Origin of the sequence: Siccirubricoccus sp. G192, assembly GCF_019084075.1 — a bacterium.
Taxonomy (GTDB): domain Bacteria; phylum Pseudomonadota; class Alphaproteobacteria; order Acetobacterales; family Acetobacteraceae; genus G192.
This window is the reverse complement of record NZ_JAHREN010000003.1, coordinates 65,181-79,325: the sequence shown is the minus strand read 5'-3', so window position 1 is coordinate 79,325 and position 14,145 is coordinate 65,181. Positions and strand designations below refer to the sequence as shown.

The following is a 14,145-nucleotide window of genomic DNA, read 5'->3' as shown; positions in this document are numbered from 1 at the left end:
CATGTCTGGCCTCTGCCGAAGCCACCGGGTTGGATCGCTTTGGCACGCCTTGGTCATTACCTCGGCGGCGGCACGTAGAAGCTAGCAATTACCTTGTCTTTGGTAGCATGTTGCTGCTATCTCATAGCTGGTGGGAGTTCTCCACGAAATAGGGGGACCAAGTGGCAGCGACGGTTCTGACGGTGGCGTCCACAAAGGGCGGCGCCGGCAAGACGACGATCGTGATGGCGCTCGCCGGCACGCTGGCGGCCGAGGGGCTACGCGTCGCTGTCGTGGACGCAGACCCGAACCGTGCCTACGCCTCCTGGGCCGAGCAGGCCTACGAGGGCCCCGCCGTCGCTGTACGCGCCGAGGCCGACGAGGCACGGCTCGCGGCGGCGATCGACGAGCTCTCACCCCAGGCCGACCTGGTGCTCGTGGACACGGCCGGCTTCGGCAACCGCGCAGCCCTCCTCGCCATGACCGCGGCCGACGCCGTGCTCGTGCCCTGCACGCCGAGCCGCGCCGACGTCGAGCAGGCCGCGAAGACGCTGGAGCTGGTGGATAGCGCGGCCCGGGCGGCGCGGCGCGCCATCCCCGCGCGCGTGGTGCCATCGCGCCTGAAGCAGGCGACCGCGGTGTCGCGGCACGCCGTGGCCGAGCTCGACGCGGCCGCCCTCCCCCGCACCGCCGCAGGGATCGGCGACCGCGTCGCCTTCGCCGAGATGACCTTCTCCGGGCGCGTACCCTCCGGCGGCGACGCCGGCCAGGAGGTCGCGGAGCTGGTCGCGGAGCTGCGAAAGCTTGGCTGGCTGCCGCCGAAGCCCAAGGCGGCCCGCGCCCGCGCATAGCGAGTATATGCTAGCAGATATGAGCACGCACGAGGTCCCCGCATGTCCAGCAAGGGCCTGAAGCCCGCCATCGCCCGCCCCTCCGCGCGGGAGTCGCTTGCCGCCGCCGACGCCGTCGCGCAGCAGGCCGGGCTGCCGCCAGCTTCCCTCTCGCCGCGGCCCCCCTCCCCTGCCCCGGCTGCCCCTCCCCCCGGTACCGCCCGAGGAGGAGCTCGTGCAGGTGAACATCCGCGTCCGCCGCGCCCTAGGCGACCAGCTCGCCGACAGGGCACGTGCGGAGGGCACGACGCAGAAGGTGCTGGTGTGTCGGGCGCTCGCGGCCGCGGGCTTCGACGTGCACCCGGAGGACCTCCGGGCGACCCCCGCCCCACGGCGTCGTGGCAGCAGCTAGCAACTACGATGAGGGCGTCGGTAGAGTACGAATCGAATCGACCCCCTTCCCTGCCCCGCTTCCCTGCCTTCTCCGCGTGTGGGCACTCAGGCCGCCCCGATTTCGTACCCTGGTGACGCCCTGGCGCGGGCCGATCCGGCGCCGCTTATCCACAGTCGATTCGTACCCTGGTGACGCCGCTTCGTACCCGACCGACGAAACCCGAGTCGTTCCCCGTACCCTGGTGACGCATCCAAATAGGGATTCAATTAGCTTCCCTAGGGCCGTCGGCAGGGTACAAGCCGCGCAAGGGGAAAAGCTCGCCATCGAAGGCGCGTCGGCAGGGTACGAATTGCGCCGACAGCCTGGGATGTGCAGCGTGCTTCTGCATGCGCGACTCCACCGACACCACCGCCTGGGCCCTATCCGTGGGTGCCGAAGAGGCTCTTGAAGGGCGCCTGCGCGGCCGGCTGGAGACGCTCGGCATCCAGCAGGCCCTGAACCTCGCCCCAACGGCCATCGACCGCCGCTGCGTCGAGGCCATCCACATGGTCCTCACCGACGAAGACGGCACGCCCAACTTCGTGCACGCCGGCTTCGCCATGACTGCCCTCCCCCACAAGCGGATCGAGGCGAACGAGTGGGTCCGCGACGGCGCGGACATCCGCCTGAGGATCGATAGCGGCAAGACGCACGACGGGACGGCGGTCGGTGTGCCATTCGGCTACGTGGCCCGGCTGATCCTCCTCTACCTACAGACGGAGGCCATCAAGACCCGCTCCCGCGAGGTCGAGCTGGGCCGGTCCATGCACAGCTGGCTCAAGGCGATGGGCCTGAACAGCGGCGGCAAGGGCTACGAGGCGGTCCGTGAGCAGAGCCGGCGCCTCAGCCTCTGCCGGCTGACCTTCTACCGCATCGGCGAGGGCGGCGAAGCCGTGATGAACGGCGGCTTCGTGCGGGAGGCGATCCTGCCAGGCCGGGACATCGACGGCGCGCAGCTCTCCCTCTGGCGCGAGACGGTCGTGCTCGACGAAGTTTTTTACGAAAGTCTCATCCGGCACCCCCTCCCCGTTCGCGAGGCTGCCATCCGCGCGCTGTCTGGACGCAGCATGGCGATCGACCTCTATATCTGGCTCGCCTACCGCCTCCACCACCTTGCGAAGCAGACCAGGGTCCCGTGGCCGGCGCTTTATCGGCAGTTCGGCGCCGGCTTCGCGCTCCAGCGCCAATTCAAGGCACACGCCCGCGAGGCGTTGGCCCTCGCCCTCTCCGCCTACCCGGAGGCGCAGGTGCGCGTGGACGACGAGGCCATCACCCTCATGCCCTCCCCTGCCCCGGTGCCTGAGCGCGCCCGCGCCCCGGCGGCGAGCGCTACGTCGAAGCAACTACCGCGTAGGCGGTAGAAGCTAGCAGGTAGGTGCGGTGGGGTTGGCCGGGCGGCTCAACAAGAAGGTCCTCCTCTTCATCGACGAGTACGGGAGCGCCGGGGACCTCTACCTCGGCGCCGTGGTGGTCCTGGCGCGCGACGCCGGCCACGTGGACAAGTGCCTGAGCGACCTGCTTGAGCCCGGCGCGGGCGAGATCCACGCTCCCGGCTCGACGATGGCTACCTCCAGGGCCTCATGCAGTGCTTCTGGTCGGCGGCGCCGCGCGACCGGGTCGTGCTTGTCAACCAGAAGGTCGCGGCGCGCGGCGGGCCCGCCCCGGTGCTCTACGCGGCGGCCGTCGTCGAGACGGCGAAGGCCGGGCTCGCCCAGTTCAAGCGCGACGTGCTGGGGCGCGAGACGATCGGCAACGTCGGCGTCATCACGGACGTGAACCACCACAACGACCACCCCGCCTTCGAGGCGGAGATCGAGCGGGCGCGGCGCGAGGACGGACGGTTCCGCGGGGTGAACCGGGTTGCGCGCCTGGACTCGGCTGCCTCGCGGCTGCTCCAGCTGGCGGACATGGTGGCCTACTCGTGCAAGTGGATCGTGAGCGCCGAGCTCAACGCCACCGGGTTCGAAAGCGGTTCGGGATCCAGCTCCCCTGAAACGGTGAGAGCCGCCCGGCGAGGGCGGCTCCCGGAAGAGGGCAGGGAGGGTGGCCGGCAACCGGGGCTTTCGGCCTCCGGGTGGCCACCGCGCCCGCCCGACACGCGGCCGGACGGGTCGCACGCAGGGACCCCCTGCGGCACCATAGGTATCCCCGCCGCCGGCGGGTTTAGGGAAAGCCGGCACGCCGCAGAGATCGCTACCTTATAGCAGGTATCAGGTAGCAAGTAGTGGATAGATCATATCATTAGTTTGGCAGGTGGCGTGGAACCTGCGGCGGCATCGCTGGATCGCCGCGGGCGATCCCACCGAACACCGCTTCGGCTGCCTGGTGCACGTGGCAGGAGCCATCTGGATCGGTTCCTCAACGCGCATCGCCTTCCAGGCGGGGCACGCCCGGCAGCGGGGGGCAAGGCGACCAAGGGCCGCACCCCAGGCCCTTCGTGCTGCTCCATCGCGTCGGGCTTCCTCTCCTCGGAACTCCGCCCACCTCCGCTTCGGTAAGAATCCCGTGCCCAAATCAGCTTGTTGTAGAAGTGCTGCCGATTGGCACGTGGTCGCTTAAGCGACTCGTTGCTGGTGATCCCGCACGCAGCGCCCACAGCTTTGCTGATGCTCGTGTGTCAAGGCGCTGGTCGACAGCAGCACCACAGCACCACACGCGCATTGGCACTGCCAGTAAGCCTTCCAATCGGCAGAATGCGCAAAGCCGAGAACCTCCAATCTGCCGTTCTTGTAGCCGGTGAGGTCCTTGCGCATGCCTTGGCAGGCCGTGCAGTGCTTGGCACCGCGGAAATTCCCGACCTGCATCATCTTCTGCTCGCCGCAGACTTGGCACTCGACCAGCAGCATGGTCTGACCTGTTATCGGATGCGGTTCGGCATACCCTACGACCTTGAGCCGTCCATTTACCTCGCCGACGAGATCCACGCGACGCCGTCCCGGCCGAGTAGGCTGGTAACTGTGTGATCGAATGGGCTTCTGTTGAACCCCTGCCATTTCCAAATCGCCGAGGTGCGCACAACGTCGGCAAGCAATGCTTCCGGTCTTGATGGCCCGGCGAAGATTGCCCGTTTCCCGCATGGATTCGGCGCCGCACTGACAGCGGCAGCGCCAGGAGTGAAAGCCATGCCGATCCCGACCAACGTAATCTACAACGCATCCTCCCCCGACAGTCTGGCCGGTGAGAAACTCCTGCTTGAGCTGGTCAAGGTGCTCGCAGAGGTCACAGCCTGCCGTGGGAGAGGCAATGGCCAGCAGCGCGCCGCGCTGCATTTCCTTCTCTTCATCGCAGCTGGTGCATCTCACCCGCCACTTCGGATGGCCCTTAGCCGTCCGGCCCGTGCGCTCTAGAACAGCAAGGCGGCCGAAGGTCTGCCCGGTCAGATCACCCATCCGACGTAATTTTTGCAGTGACAGGAGATGCCTCCTGCACGTGTATCGCCGTGGTGTCGCTGGGAGATGCTGGCGGTGGAACTCCCTGACAGTCCCTGTTCGAGTCATCAGGGAAGGCCAGCGTACCATCCCGCAACCGGGCCATAATCTGCTGGAAGCGGCGCGCGGCCTGGGACGTCTTGGCGAGGTTGTAGTAGCGCCCTCCTATGGCGTGCCCAGCATGGCCAAGTATTACTCTGATAATGGCGACATGCTCGGGGGCATTCACCGCGACTGAGGTTGCCGCGCTATGGCGGAATCGATGCGGCCCAATGCGGTCCCCAAAAACGGCAGCCGTATAGTTTGCGACGCAGACGTACAGCCGCTCAGGGCCCAGAGAGGAGCCATCGCTCGATACCCAGAGCGCGTTACCGATGGGTTGGGCCCAGCGCTTTCGCTGCTGCTTCAGGACCGGGCGATGCACCGAGAGGTAAGTCTCCAGCATGGGCACCAGGATCTCCGGCCAAAGCAGATCGAAGAGCTGGTCCGTCTTGGAGTGCGTGCCTCTAACGCGCCACTTCCCGGTTTCCTGGCTCACGTTCTGCCCGAGCTGCAATGCAGCGAGGTCAGCTCGGCGCAACGGGAAGAGAGTAAGAAAAGCGATAATGAGCCCATCGCGGTACCGCATGGCCGCCTTGCGTGGCGTCGTCTCCAGATCCGCACTTGCCATGAGCGCTAGGCCAAGCTCGAGCAGTTCCACCGCCTCAGGAATCTCAGCGCGTTTTTTCCGAGACGCATGGTGGCTGCGGCCCTTTGTCACGACGCGCAGGATCCAGCGCCAGTCCTTGTCCGGCGCCAGCGCCAGCATGGCCTCGTAGAGTTCCTGCAGGCGATTCTTCAGGGTGGAGGTAGTGTTCACCCGGCCGAGGTCGTGAATGTAGGCGTCGACCGCCTTGCGCGTGACGAGATCACCGGGCGTCAGGGCTGTATCAAGCCGGCCAGTGTGCGCCAGCCAAGACAGCCAACGCCCGTAGCCCTTCTCGACCTTGCGATTGCTGATCGGCTTAAAGCGGGCACGCTTGCCGCCGTCGTCGCGCAGGGTTTCAGGCCGCAGGGCCTCCTCCCAGAGCTGCCGGTGCTCGGCCGGCCAGTTCGTGCGGGGGAGGCATAGGCGGGGGGGCACGGCGACGATCATTGGTCACAGCGCCGTCCCGTCGCGCATGGCCAGAATCACGTCCCGGAACCGCTGCATGGCGGCCTGCTCTTCGGTAAAGACGTAGGTGCCGGCTGTGGTCGCAAGCGACTTGTGGCCCAGCACGAGACGCACCGTCTCGAAGTCGCCGGGCCGAGCCTTGAGGTAGAGTGAAGCCATGGCGTGTCGGAAGAGGTGCGGGTTCATCCTAAGCTCCGTGTGCTCGAACACCGCGCGACTAATCTGCCGGCCCAAGGCCTGCGGGTTCTTCGCCCGGCCGAGCTGGCCTGGAAACAGGGCCGTGCTGCCCGGCTCAGCGAGGGTGGGGCGGAATTCCCTAAGGTAGCGCCGCAGCAGAACGACGGTGGGCTCCGGCAGCGGGTAATCGAGGTGATACTCGTTCTTGACCTCGTCCGCGTCGATAACGATGCGCGCTTTGCCGCCGGGACGCCTTGGGAGGACAAGGTGCCGTTCGGTGTCGAGCGCCGCGAGGTTGCCGATGCGCAAGGGCACCATCAGCAGGATCTCGATGGTGAGCGCGACTTGCGCCAGCAGAGCAGCGCGGTGCGGGTGCTGCACGTTTTCGGCGAGCCCAAGCAGCTTTCCAGGCAGTCGCAGCAGCGCGAGTGCCGCCTCCGGATCGTCGAGGATGGGGTAGAGCCGGGCTCGGTTCTTCGTCGTCATGCCGCGGCGCGGGACCTGCTTGCAGATCTTCTTCAAGAGGACCCGAATCTTTTGCATATCGTCGGCGCTGGGTTTCGGCCTCACCCAATGACGGGCAATGGACTGCAGTCCGGCGACGAGGCCGGGCAAGGACGGCATATACTTGCCGTCACGGCGATAGACCTCGGCGCCGAGCCTCAGAGTGGCGGGTTCAACCAGATCGGCCAGCCGTCGCAGCGAGCTCGGATCCACACCCTGCTTCACGAGCGTCGAGGCGAACTGCTGGACCTGATGTTCGCGGTGCTTCAGGGTGGTAGGACGGGCCGGCTTGGACGGCCCGTCGTCCTCCCTCTCACCCTCCGCCTCGGGTGGCAGACCGATACCCGCACGGTAGTCAAGCCAGCCCTGGAGGTCGGCGCGCAGGCTGGCAGGGAAGGTCTCCCAAGGCAGCACGCGGAGGCCCTTCCGCGGCTTCGTTTCCAGTAGCCTGCCGGGCCAGTCCGGCACCTCGCTGCACGCCCGGTTCCAGGCGCGACGGGTATCACGCAGCAGCCCAGCGGAGCCCTTCAGCCGGACTATGTCGAGGTAGCCAGGGAACTGCTCCAGCGTCCCCTCTCCTACCTGCTCGGGGCTGATGCCGGCCTCGCTGCAGAAGTGGAAGAGACGAGACAGACTCTTGCGCGTCCACTGGTCGGCGATCCGCGCTTTCAGTTCTTGCCACTCGGGCGCGAGCGGCAGGTCGCGCTGTCGCCGGAGATGCGGGGGCAGCACCAGGTCCAATGCCTTGTTCAGCCGATAATGGACATTGCTCCAGGAGGCCTTGCTGATGCCGTGGGCGATGGGAGCGACAGTTCTGAAACGCTGGCTCAAGGCGCGACGATTGGCGGGGATCTGGGCCGGGTCCTCGCCAAGCAAGCGTGCCACGGTGCGGATGGCTGAGGCCATCTCCTCCCGCTGACGCGACGTGACGTTGGACGCATTGGGCAGCGCCGCGAGCACGTCAGCCAAGGTCAGCTTGGCAGACGGGCCGACATCGGAGGCCTTGAAGAGGGCGAACTGCGCTGGACCAACGAGGTCACCACTTGGCTGTGGGGCTGGATGGCGGCTGAGAGCGGTCATGGTCGGGCACCCGCAGGGCTGCTTGTCTCAGCCCGATCCTGCTCTGGTTCGGCCCTGTTTGGAAACCAAATTTGTGAAAACATCATATCCATATCCTTCGTCGACATGGACACCGACAATCATGGCGCGATAACCCGATAGGCACCCAGCCGTTCGGCCTGAACCGCCATCTGTGGTAGCCGAACCGACTGGACGCTACCGGCGCTCTGCCGCTGGATCGAGGACCGCTTCGCCAAGCGCCTGTCTCATTTTTTGGCCGACTGCCGGTTGTCTTTTTTGCTTGCTTACAGCCGTAAGGATTGCAAGATTTTCCATGCGAATTGACCCTACTTTCCTGTTTGCCTCATCACAACCAGGAGGCGGGAAAATGCGAGTGGTTGTCGTCTCACCCGTGCGGCTGTTCCGTGAAGGCTTGGCCACCAGCCTCCTGACCGAAGATGGGATCGTGGCGGCGGAGACCGCGTCGGATTTCGGCGCGTTCCTAGCCATAATCAGCCGTGGCGCTCCAGATGTCGCGCTGATCGATGTAACGCAGCCCCTCGATCTTGAGGAGGTTCGGCTGGCGGCCACGGGGCTGCCCGAACTGCTGCTCCTAGCGCTCGGGTTGGCCGAGCGGCGCGAGGAGGTGGTGCGGTATGGCCGAGCCGGCTTTGCAGGCTATATCCCATGCGATGCGTCGTTGGCCGATCTCCGCCAAGTAATGGCCGATGCCGTTGCGGGGAGACTTCGATGTCCTGCCGAAATCGCGAACGGCCTCATCCGGGCGCTTTTTCGGCCAGCTGAGGCCATGGTTCAAACGAGGGCGACACCGGGTGATGCCCAGTTGACCAACCGCGAGGGCGAGGTGCTGCGCCTGGTCGCGCGCGGCCTCAGCAACAAGGAAATCGCGCGCGAACTCCAGCTCAGCGTGGCGACTGTCAAGCATCACGTCCACAGCGTGCTAGGCAAGCTCGGCGTCGTCGGGCGGGCCCAGGCAATGCGTCGGGTGCGCGAGGCGCCTTGGGTCGCGACATCGGGGTGAAGCACATCGCAGGCCATGCCCGGCCTGTGCAGGCTACATGTTCTCCTCGTCGTCTCGCCATGGCAGGGCTCAGTAAGGGGTGATCGGCACGCTTAACGAACGCCATCACCGGGACAGGAGATCGGGCTCATGTTCCAGCAACGCCGAGCGCTGCTCACGCCGGTGCAGGAGATCTATCCCACCGCGGTTGGTGACGGCGTGCTGCTTGCGGGTGGCATTGCTGCCTTCCGGTCCGCCTCGCGTGCTGCGACCGATGAGGTGGTGCATTACGATCTCGCCCATGACAACTGGCATTATGTGCAGCCGCTTCCGGAGCCGCTTCATCATCCCTGCCTTCTCGCACGATCAGACGCTGTTCTCGCGATCGGCGGATTCGGTGCCGGCTCACTGCTACTTCCCCAAGTGGGAGAGGTGTCCGACGCCTGGAGAATGAGGGACACCGTCTTCGAGCTTCCGCTACCGCACATGACCGCCTGGACACCAGGCCCGACTCTGCCAATGCCGCGCGCCGAGTTCTCGGCGGGCGTCATCGACGAACACGTGATCATCGCCGGCGGCCGATACCGGCATTCGACCCTCCTCAACAGCCGCTACGAGGACCATGCGGACACGCCGAGCACCCTCGTGCTCGCGCCGGGGGGCGTCCTCCTGGGCCCGGAGGCGTGACATGCTGACGCCCCGGAACAGCGCGGCAGCAGCGGTGCTCGGCAGCAGATTGCACGTTATCGGCGGCCGGCAGGTGAAGGATGTGAGGGCCGGCCGGTCCGTGAACGTATCCACCCATGAGGCCTACGACCTGGCCCAGGACAGGTGGGAGGAGCTCAAGGACCTGCCCGAGGCACTGGCCGGCGCCGCCGCAACAGTGTGGGGAGGATGCATCTACGTCTTCGGCGGTGAGCGACTGGCTCCGCCGGAACGAGCCTTCGCAGATGTCTGGAAGTATGATCCCGCGACGAAGGACTGGACCCATCACGATGTCATGCCGGAAACGCGGCATGGCCTTGGCGCGATCGCGCTGGAGGACGGCATCCATCTGCTGGGCGGCGCCACGGGTCCGAACATGCAAGGGACCTGCGACCATCACCACGTGTTCACGCCCTGAGGCATCCAAGAAGGGATGCTGCTCGACGCATTGTCATCCGGGCGAATTGATGGACCACGTAAAGTCTGGGTTGTTCTCGCCTGCGACCTCAATGAGTAACTGGTGGAGATCGTCTGTCATCTCATTGAACTCGACGTGCAAGCGCGATCCGGACGGCAGTGCGCGCACCTCGTCTGTGCACACTTGCCGAACACGGGCAAGCGCCAGTGTTTGCTGACGTTTCGTCAAGCCGCTCCACTCAATAAAGACCGGCTTCAGTCGCACACCCTCCGTAAGCACGAATGTCGTTGCGAGCATCTCGCTGAGGTAGACTTGGAAACCGTCGTCCGTGGAACGCGTGTACATTGCCGAGTACTCTCAAGTCGGCGGGAGCGCATAGGGAGCGTGACAGCGCACCTTCAGGCCGGCATCGGCAAAATGCTTCACTACCGTGCTCCGCATCTCCTTCGCCTTGTTGGCATCGTTGGCCACAAAGGTTGGAGTCAGCTGATAAAGTATGGCGCCGTCCTCGATAGTGCGCGCCTCATGACCAGGCACGCGCAGCAAGAGATCCCGGCCATAACGAGCTACATAGCCCGGCCCCCAGATGTTGAGCCAATTGATGGTGGTCAGTCTTGTTTGGGACACGTCGCGAGGTGTGACGCTCAGGCGATTCCCGTTGTCAACTGCAGTAAATTCGGGTTTTGAAACGGAATAAAGCGCCTCCGCTAGTGTTCGCAGAGCCTGCGCAAGTGGCTCGACAAAGGTGCGCTGATCCTTGAACTCGAAATCAGCAAGGCAATAGACGCTAATCTTATTGGTATGTGCAGCCATTTGTCGGATTTCAACGATTCCATTGTCGAACCCCGGAAGGCTATCTAGCCGCGCCGGGAACATGAATGACCACTCAGCGTCCTCCACTCGGCCGTTATCAGCATACTGCGACCCGGTGTACTGCCACTGGAGCAATTCTTGAAGCTCCGCTTTCGATTGGATTAATCGCATCCCGCCGTCTGCTCGTACCATCAGCTTGAAGCCGCAGTCCAACATGACTGCTGCGAGTGATACAGCGCTGCTAGGGCTGAGTTGCTTGCATTGGAGCATCCGGAGCTCCACCGGCAGGTCATTCACTTCGTCGCTCCCTGGGGAGGTATTGTCATGATCTCAACCGAGATGATCGCCTCGTGTTCGCGGATGCTGATCGCCTCGAACGTCAGATTGAATTTTTCCAGCTCGGATCTGAGAACACCCTCCACAAACCCGATGGTGATGGGCTTTGTCTTAGTAGTGCCTAACTCCAGCACGACCTGCTTACCGGCTGATTGATACTTTCGGAGCTGCGCAATGAGCTTAGCCATATTGTTTTGAGTGTATTCTGATGTCCAGTATTTGTACTCAACGACCTGATCTGGATCAGTCAGCTCGAAGTCAATGCGCCCCTTCCCTTGGGGCTGCGTCACCTCTACGCCAACTAGCCGGCCGCTTCTGTGCAGTTCCTCTGCCCTTCGTAGCTGCGCGTTGATGCCTATCCTGTATGGATAGGGTATGTTCTCGTTCTGCGCGAGTGCTCGCAGCCGCGCGATGCCCTCCCTGACGGCCTTGCTTGCACCTTTGAAGCCACCCTTGTAGCGAATTCCGGGGCTCGCGACGTACTCGTAATCCCAGCTGGCGCCCCCATCGACCACGACGATCGACTTGAACACCGGGTGCTGCCGTTTGACTTGGATAGCGACAGCCTCGGCTTCCTTCCGATCGATCTTCCCCTCTACTTCACGCGCTGCCTCGGCCTCTTCGAGCGCCGCCAGCCCAGCCTCGATCTTCGCCTTCTTCTCCGGATCCGCCTCTTCCTTCGCGCCCTTCTCCTTCTTCCCCCCGAAGAGCTGGCCCACCTTCTTCGCCAGCTCCACCGCCTTCCCGATCACCCAGTCGATTGCCTTGTTCACGGGCTCCTGGATCTTCTCGATGATCTTCTTGATCTTCTCCGACAGGCCGCCCAGCCCGAGCAGGTTCGCCAGGAAGCCGATCACCACCGGGACCGCCCGCGCCAGAGCGCCCTCCACCGCGCGCGCCATAGCGCCGAGATTGCCGGCGACGATCGCAGCCAGGCTGTCGAGGATCGAGTTGACGAACTCGGCGATCTGCCGCCCACGTTCGACGAAGAACATGACAATGTCGTAGATCGCCTTGCACGCCTTCACGAAGGCGGAGGCTGGGTTCAGCAGGCCGATCAGCCACACCACGCCAGCCTTCAGCACCTGCACGATGAGCATCTCGCGGACCTGGCCGAGCACCTGCTCCTTTAGCGCCTCCAGCCGCTCGAGCAGCATGCGCCAGATCCCCGCCGGCCCCTCGGTGATCAGGATTTTGAAGACCTCCGCCACCGACTCCAGCCTCGCGACCAGCGGCTCGCCGAGCAACCGCACGGCCCGTGCGCGGATGTTCGCATAGGTTAGGCCGAGCACGCTCAGGATCAGGCCGAAGATGCCCTTCAGGTCGAAGCGTTCGGGGATCTGGATGCCGGCTGCGGCAAGCGTCCCGAACAGCCACTGCATGAACCCGGCCTTCAGGTGGTTCACGATGTTCGCAATGAAGGCGTCCAGCCCGGCCTTCACGCCGCTGACCAGGTTGCGCAGGAAGCGGATCGGGTCGTCGAGGATAGAATCCACCACGCCGGCCGCCTTGGCGAGGATGCCGAGCAGCAGCGCGCGGAACTCCATGATCGTCTGGATGACGCCGGCCACCGCCTCCTTCGCGCGGTCCCAGAGCGACTTGTTGGCGTCGCGGAAGGCCTGCGCCCGCTCATCCACCTGGCGGCGGGATTCGGCATATTTCTCGCCGAGCCGGTCGATCAAGCCGCCCTTTCGCTCCTCGATCTCGCCGCCCATGCGCTCGAACTCGCCGTCGAGCTTCGCGCGTGCCTCCTGGCCGAAGGTCCGCAGCTCCGCAGGCAGGCCGGCCACCAGCGCGTCGGCCTCGGCGCGGCCCTGGCGGACGCGGTCCTTCGCCGCGGTGAGCTTCCCGCCGACCACCGCCGCCACCTGGTCGATGGTCTCCCGAACCACATTGTCGTAGGCCGCACGCGCGCCGGCGATGGCACGCTCGACCCGCTCCTTGCCGAGGCTCCAGAAGTAGCCGACGACGGCGCCGAGCAGCCCGGCGGTGTTGAACCACTCCGAGGCCTGCTCGCGCCGCGCTTCCTCCTCTAGCCGCTCGCGCTCCCGCTCAAAGGCCTGTAGTGCGCGGGCGAGACCAGCCTCGAATAGCCGCGTTGCCTCGGCGTCCATCTCGTCGAGGGTCTTCTGGACATCGGCGCGGGTCCGCGTCTGGATCGCGTCGAGCTGCGCCGAGACACGCTCGCGCGCCGCCTCGTCTTGGCTCTTCGTCGCTCCCTGCTGGCTGGCCACCCGGCCGAAGGCACCGCCCCGCGCGCGTACCAGCTCACCCATCCCCTGCGCGAGCGCGGGCACCGCTTCCGCCTGCGCTTGCCCGCGCAGCTGCGCCTCTGCCTGGCGCATTTCGGCAGGTCCGGTCCGGCTGTGCCCCTCCGCCTGCTGACGCGCCACCCCGGCGGCGGCGAAGCTCGGCTCGTTAGCGCGGGCGAGCTTCTCGGGCGTCAGCCGCGCCTCCATCATCTGCCGATCCGCCTCGGAGCGATTGGCACGCGTGTCGAGCGCAGCCGGCGGAAGAGGCGGCGGGACGGCGCCCTTCGGGTCAAGCGACGCGGGCGCAGGTGCGGGGGGGCGGTGGCGGAAGGCCAGGCGGCGGGGCCTGCGGGAAGCGCGCCGGGTCGGGGGCGGCACCGGCGGCGGCCTCCATGCCCCCCCGTCGCCCGGTCCTTGCGCGTGTCGAGCTCGCCGCGCATCGCGCTACCCGCCGCATGCGCCGTGCCCGATTGCAGCGACTTCTGCGCATCCTCGGCCGAGTTCGGCGCCGGCATCACCTCATTAAGCTTGCGGCGCAGCGCGTTCTTGAACTCCGCCGCCTCGAAGCCCGAGCTCGGCGCCTCCGCCAATTCCTGCACCGCGGCCCGGGCCGCTGCGCCGCGTGCGGCCGGCCCGGGCGCTACGGCCGCCGCCTGTGCCACCGCCACGGCAGGCCCGGCGGGGGGATGGGCTGCCTGGCGGCGCGCCTGTGTCTCGATCTGGCTGCGCAGGCGCGCCAAGCCCTGATTATGTCCCGCCGGGCGCAGCTCCGCCGTGGCCTCTTCGCCGGCCCCCCTCCCCCTGCTCTCCGGTCCTGGAGGCGCCTCGGCAGGCTGTGGGGGTGCGGCACGCGCAGGCGGTGCCGAGGCGCGCCCTTCGTCCCCCGGGCGACGTGCCGCGCCCGGTGCCGCGTCGGCGAGCGCGGGCTGTACGAATTGGCCGAGCAGCGCCTGCGTGCCCGCATTGCCGAGCCGGTTGCGCAGCTCCTGCGCGGGGCTCGGGCCCGGGCCGCGCGCGGCCGGTGCCGGCGCCGCGGC

At 66.0% G+C, this 14,145-nt stretch carries 13 protein-coding genes; 6 read left to right on the top strand and 7 right to left on the bottom strand.

Features of this window, described 5'->3' with window-relative positions; translation table 11 throughout:
- The first annotated feature begins 161 nt into the window (after nt 1–161).
- The 3 genes from KSF81_RS28310 to KSF81_RS28300 all read left to right on the top strand — a co-directional run bounded on the left by KSF81_RS28310 (nt 162) and on the right by KSF81_RS28300 (nt 3,446).
- A complete protein-coding gene (locus KSF81_RS28310; protein ID WP_217382198.1) occupies nt 162–830 on the top strand; it encodes a ParA family protein in 669 nt (222 codons plus the stop codon).
- 759 nt (nt 831–1,589) lie between these two features.
- Nucleotides 1,590–2,603: a replication protein RepA gene (locus tag KSF81_RS28305; protein ID WP_217382197.1), complete on the top strand. Its 1,014-nt coding sequence runs from the start codon at nt 1,590–1,592 to the stop codon at nt 2,601–2,603.
- A 219-nt stretch (nt 2,604–2,822) separates the two neighbouring features.
- Complete coding sequence (locus KSF81_RS28300) at nt 2,823–3,446, top strand: DUF3800 domain-containing protein (RefSeq protein WP_217382196.1); 624 nt, start codon at nt 2,823–2,825, stop codon at nt 3,444–3,446.
- 351 nt (nt 3,447–3,797) lie between these two features.
- Here the strand turns inward: KSF81_RS28300 and KSF81_RS28295 are convergent, their stop codons facing one another.
- The 3 genes from KSF81_RS28295 to KSF81_RS28285 are packed head-to-tail and all read right to left on the bottom strand — an operon-like array spanning nt 3,798 to nt 7,584.
- Nucleotides 3,798–4,631: a hypothetical protein gene (locus KSF81_RS28295; protein ID WP_217382195.1), complete on the bottom strand. Its 834-nt coding sequence runs from the start codon at nt 4,629–4,631 to the stop codon at nt 3,798–3,800.
- The gene (locus KSF81_RS28290) at nt 4,624–5,805 is read right to left on the bottom strand and encodes a site-specific integrase (RefSeq protein ID WP_217382194.1); all 1,182 of its coding nucleotides are present in this window, start codon (nt 5,803–5,805) and stop codon (nt 4,624–4,626) included. The genes KSF81_RS28295 and KSF81_RS28290 overlap by 8 nt, the downstream gene beginning before the upstream one ends.
- A 3-nt stretch (nt 5,806–5,808) precedes the next feature.
- Nucleotides 5,809–7,584, bottom strand: coding sequence for a tyrosine-type recombinase/integrase (locus KSF81_RS28285; protein ID WP_217382193.1), 1,776 nt, complete (start codon nt 7,582–7,584; stop codon nt 5,809–5,811).
- A 367-nt stretch (nt 7,585–7,951) separates the two neighbouring features.
- On the opposite strand from KSF81_RS28285, the gene KSF81_RS28280 reads away from it, so the two are divergent.
- From KSF81_RS28280 to KSF81_RS28270, 3 genes are all read left to right on the top strand, one after another.
- Nucleotides 7,952–8,605 carry a response regulator transcription factor gene (locus KSF81_RS28280; protein WP_217382192.1) on the top strand — a complete coding sequence of 218 codons (654 nt, stop codon included), beginning with the start codon at nt 7,952–7,954 and terminating at the stop codon, nt 8,603–8,605.
- A 129-nt stretch (nt 8,606–8,734) separates the two neighbouring features.
- Nucleotides 8,735–9,271 (top strand): hypothetical protein, encoded by a 537-nt coding sequence (locus KSF81_RS28275; RefSeq protein WP_217382191.1) that lies wholly within the window; start codon nt 8,735–8,737, stop codon nt 9,269–9,271.
- Nucleotide 9,272: 1 nt separating this feature from the next.
- Nucleotides 9,273–9,707 carry a kelch repeat-containing protein gene (locus KSF81_RS28270; protein WP_217382190.1) on the top strand — a complete coding sequence of 145 codons (435 nt, stop codon included), beginning with the start codon at nt 9,273–9,275 and terminating at the stop codon, nt 9,705–9,707.
- Nucleotides 9,708–9,740: 33 nt separating this feature from the next.
- On the opposite strand, the gene KSF81_RS28265 is transcribed toward KSF81_RS28270, so the two are convergent.
- From KSF81_RS28265 to KSF81_RS28250, 4 genes are read right to left on the bottom strand one after another with little or no spacing between them, the layout of a single operon-like run.
- A complete protein-coding gene (locus tag KSF81_RS28265; protein WP_217382189.1) occupies nt 9,741–10,052 on the bottom strand; it encodes a hypothetical protein in 312 nt (103 codons plus the stop codon).
- 12 nt (nt 10,053–10,064) lie between these two features.
- Nucleotides 10,065–10,817, bottom strand: coding sequence for a hypothetical protein (locus tag KSF81_RS28260; RefSeq protein ID WP_217382188.1), 753 nt, complete (start codon nt 10,815–10,817; stop codon nt 10,065–10,067).
- On the bottom strand, nt 10,814–13,318 hold the full coding sequence (locus tag KSF81_RS28255; protein WP_217382187.1) for a hypothetical protein: 2,505 nt from the start codon (nt 13,316–13,318) through the stop codon (nt 10,814–10,816). The genes KSF81_RS28260 and KSF81_RS28255 overlap by 4 nt, the downstream gene beginning before the upstream one ends.
- Entirely contained in the window at nt 13,315–13,848 is a 534-nt protein-coding gene (locus tag KSF81_RS28250) for a hypothetical protein (protein WP_217382186.1), read from the bottom strand. Before KSF81_RS28250 ends, KSF81_RS28255 begins: the two co-directional genes overlap by 4 nt.
- Between the last annotated feature and the right edge of the window lie 297 nt (nt 13,849–14,145).

What these genes read in the sequence shown, in the direction of transcription:
- KSF81_RS28305 (WP_217382197.1), top strand. Translation starts at nt 1,590, where the DNA reads ATGCGCGACTCCACCGACACCACCGCCTGGGCCCTATCCGTGGGTGCC.
- KSF81_RS28300 (WP_217382196.1), top strand. Translation starts at nt 2,823, where the DNA reads ATGCAGTGCTTCTGGTCGGCGGCGCCGCGCGACCGGGTCGTGCTTGTC.
- KSF81_RS28295 (WP_217382195.1), bottom strand. Translation starts at nt 4,631, where the DNA reads ATGGGTGATCTGACCGGGCAGACCTTCGGCCGCCTTGCTGTTCTAGAG.
- KSF81_RS28290 (WP_217382194.1), bottom strand. Translation starts at nt 5,805, where the DNA reads ATGATCGTCGCCGTGCCCCCCCGCCTATGCCTCCCCCGCACGAACTGG.
- KSF81_RS28285 (WP_217382193.1), bottom strand. Translation starts at nt 7,584, where the DNA reads ATGACCGCTCTCAGCCGCCATCCAGCCCCACAGCCAAGTGGTGACCTC.
- KSF81_RS28280 (WP_217382192.1), top strand. Translation starts at nt 7,952, where the DNA reads ATGCGAGTGGTTGTCGTCTCACCCGTGCGGCTGTTCCGTGAAGGCTTG.
- KSF81_RS28275 (WP_217382191.1), top strand. Translation starts at nt 8,735, where the DNA reads ATGTTCCAGCAACGCCGAGCGCTGCTCACGCCGGTGCAGGAGATCTAT.
- KSF81_RS28270 (WP_217382190.1), top strand. Translation starts at nt 9,273, where the DNA reads ATGCTGACGCCCCGGAACAGCGCGGCAGCAGCGGTGCTCGGCAGCAGA.
- KSF81_RS28265 (WP_217382189.1), bottom strand. Translation starts at nt 10,052, where the DNA reads ATGTACACGCGTTCCACGGACGACGGTTTCCAAGTCTACCTCAGCGAG.
- KSF81_RS28255 (WP_217382187.1), bottom strand. Translation starts at nt 13,318, where the DNA reads ATGATGGAGGCGCGGCTGACGCCCGAGAAGCTCGCCCGCGCTAACGAG.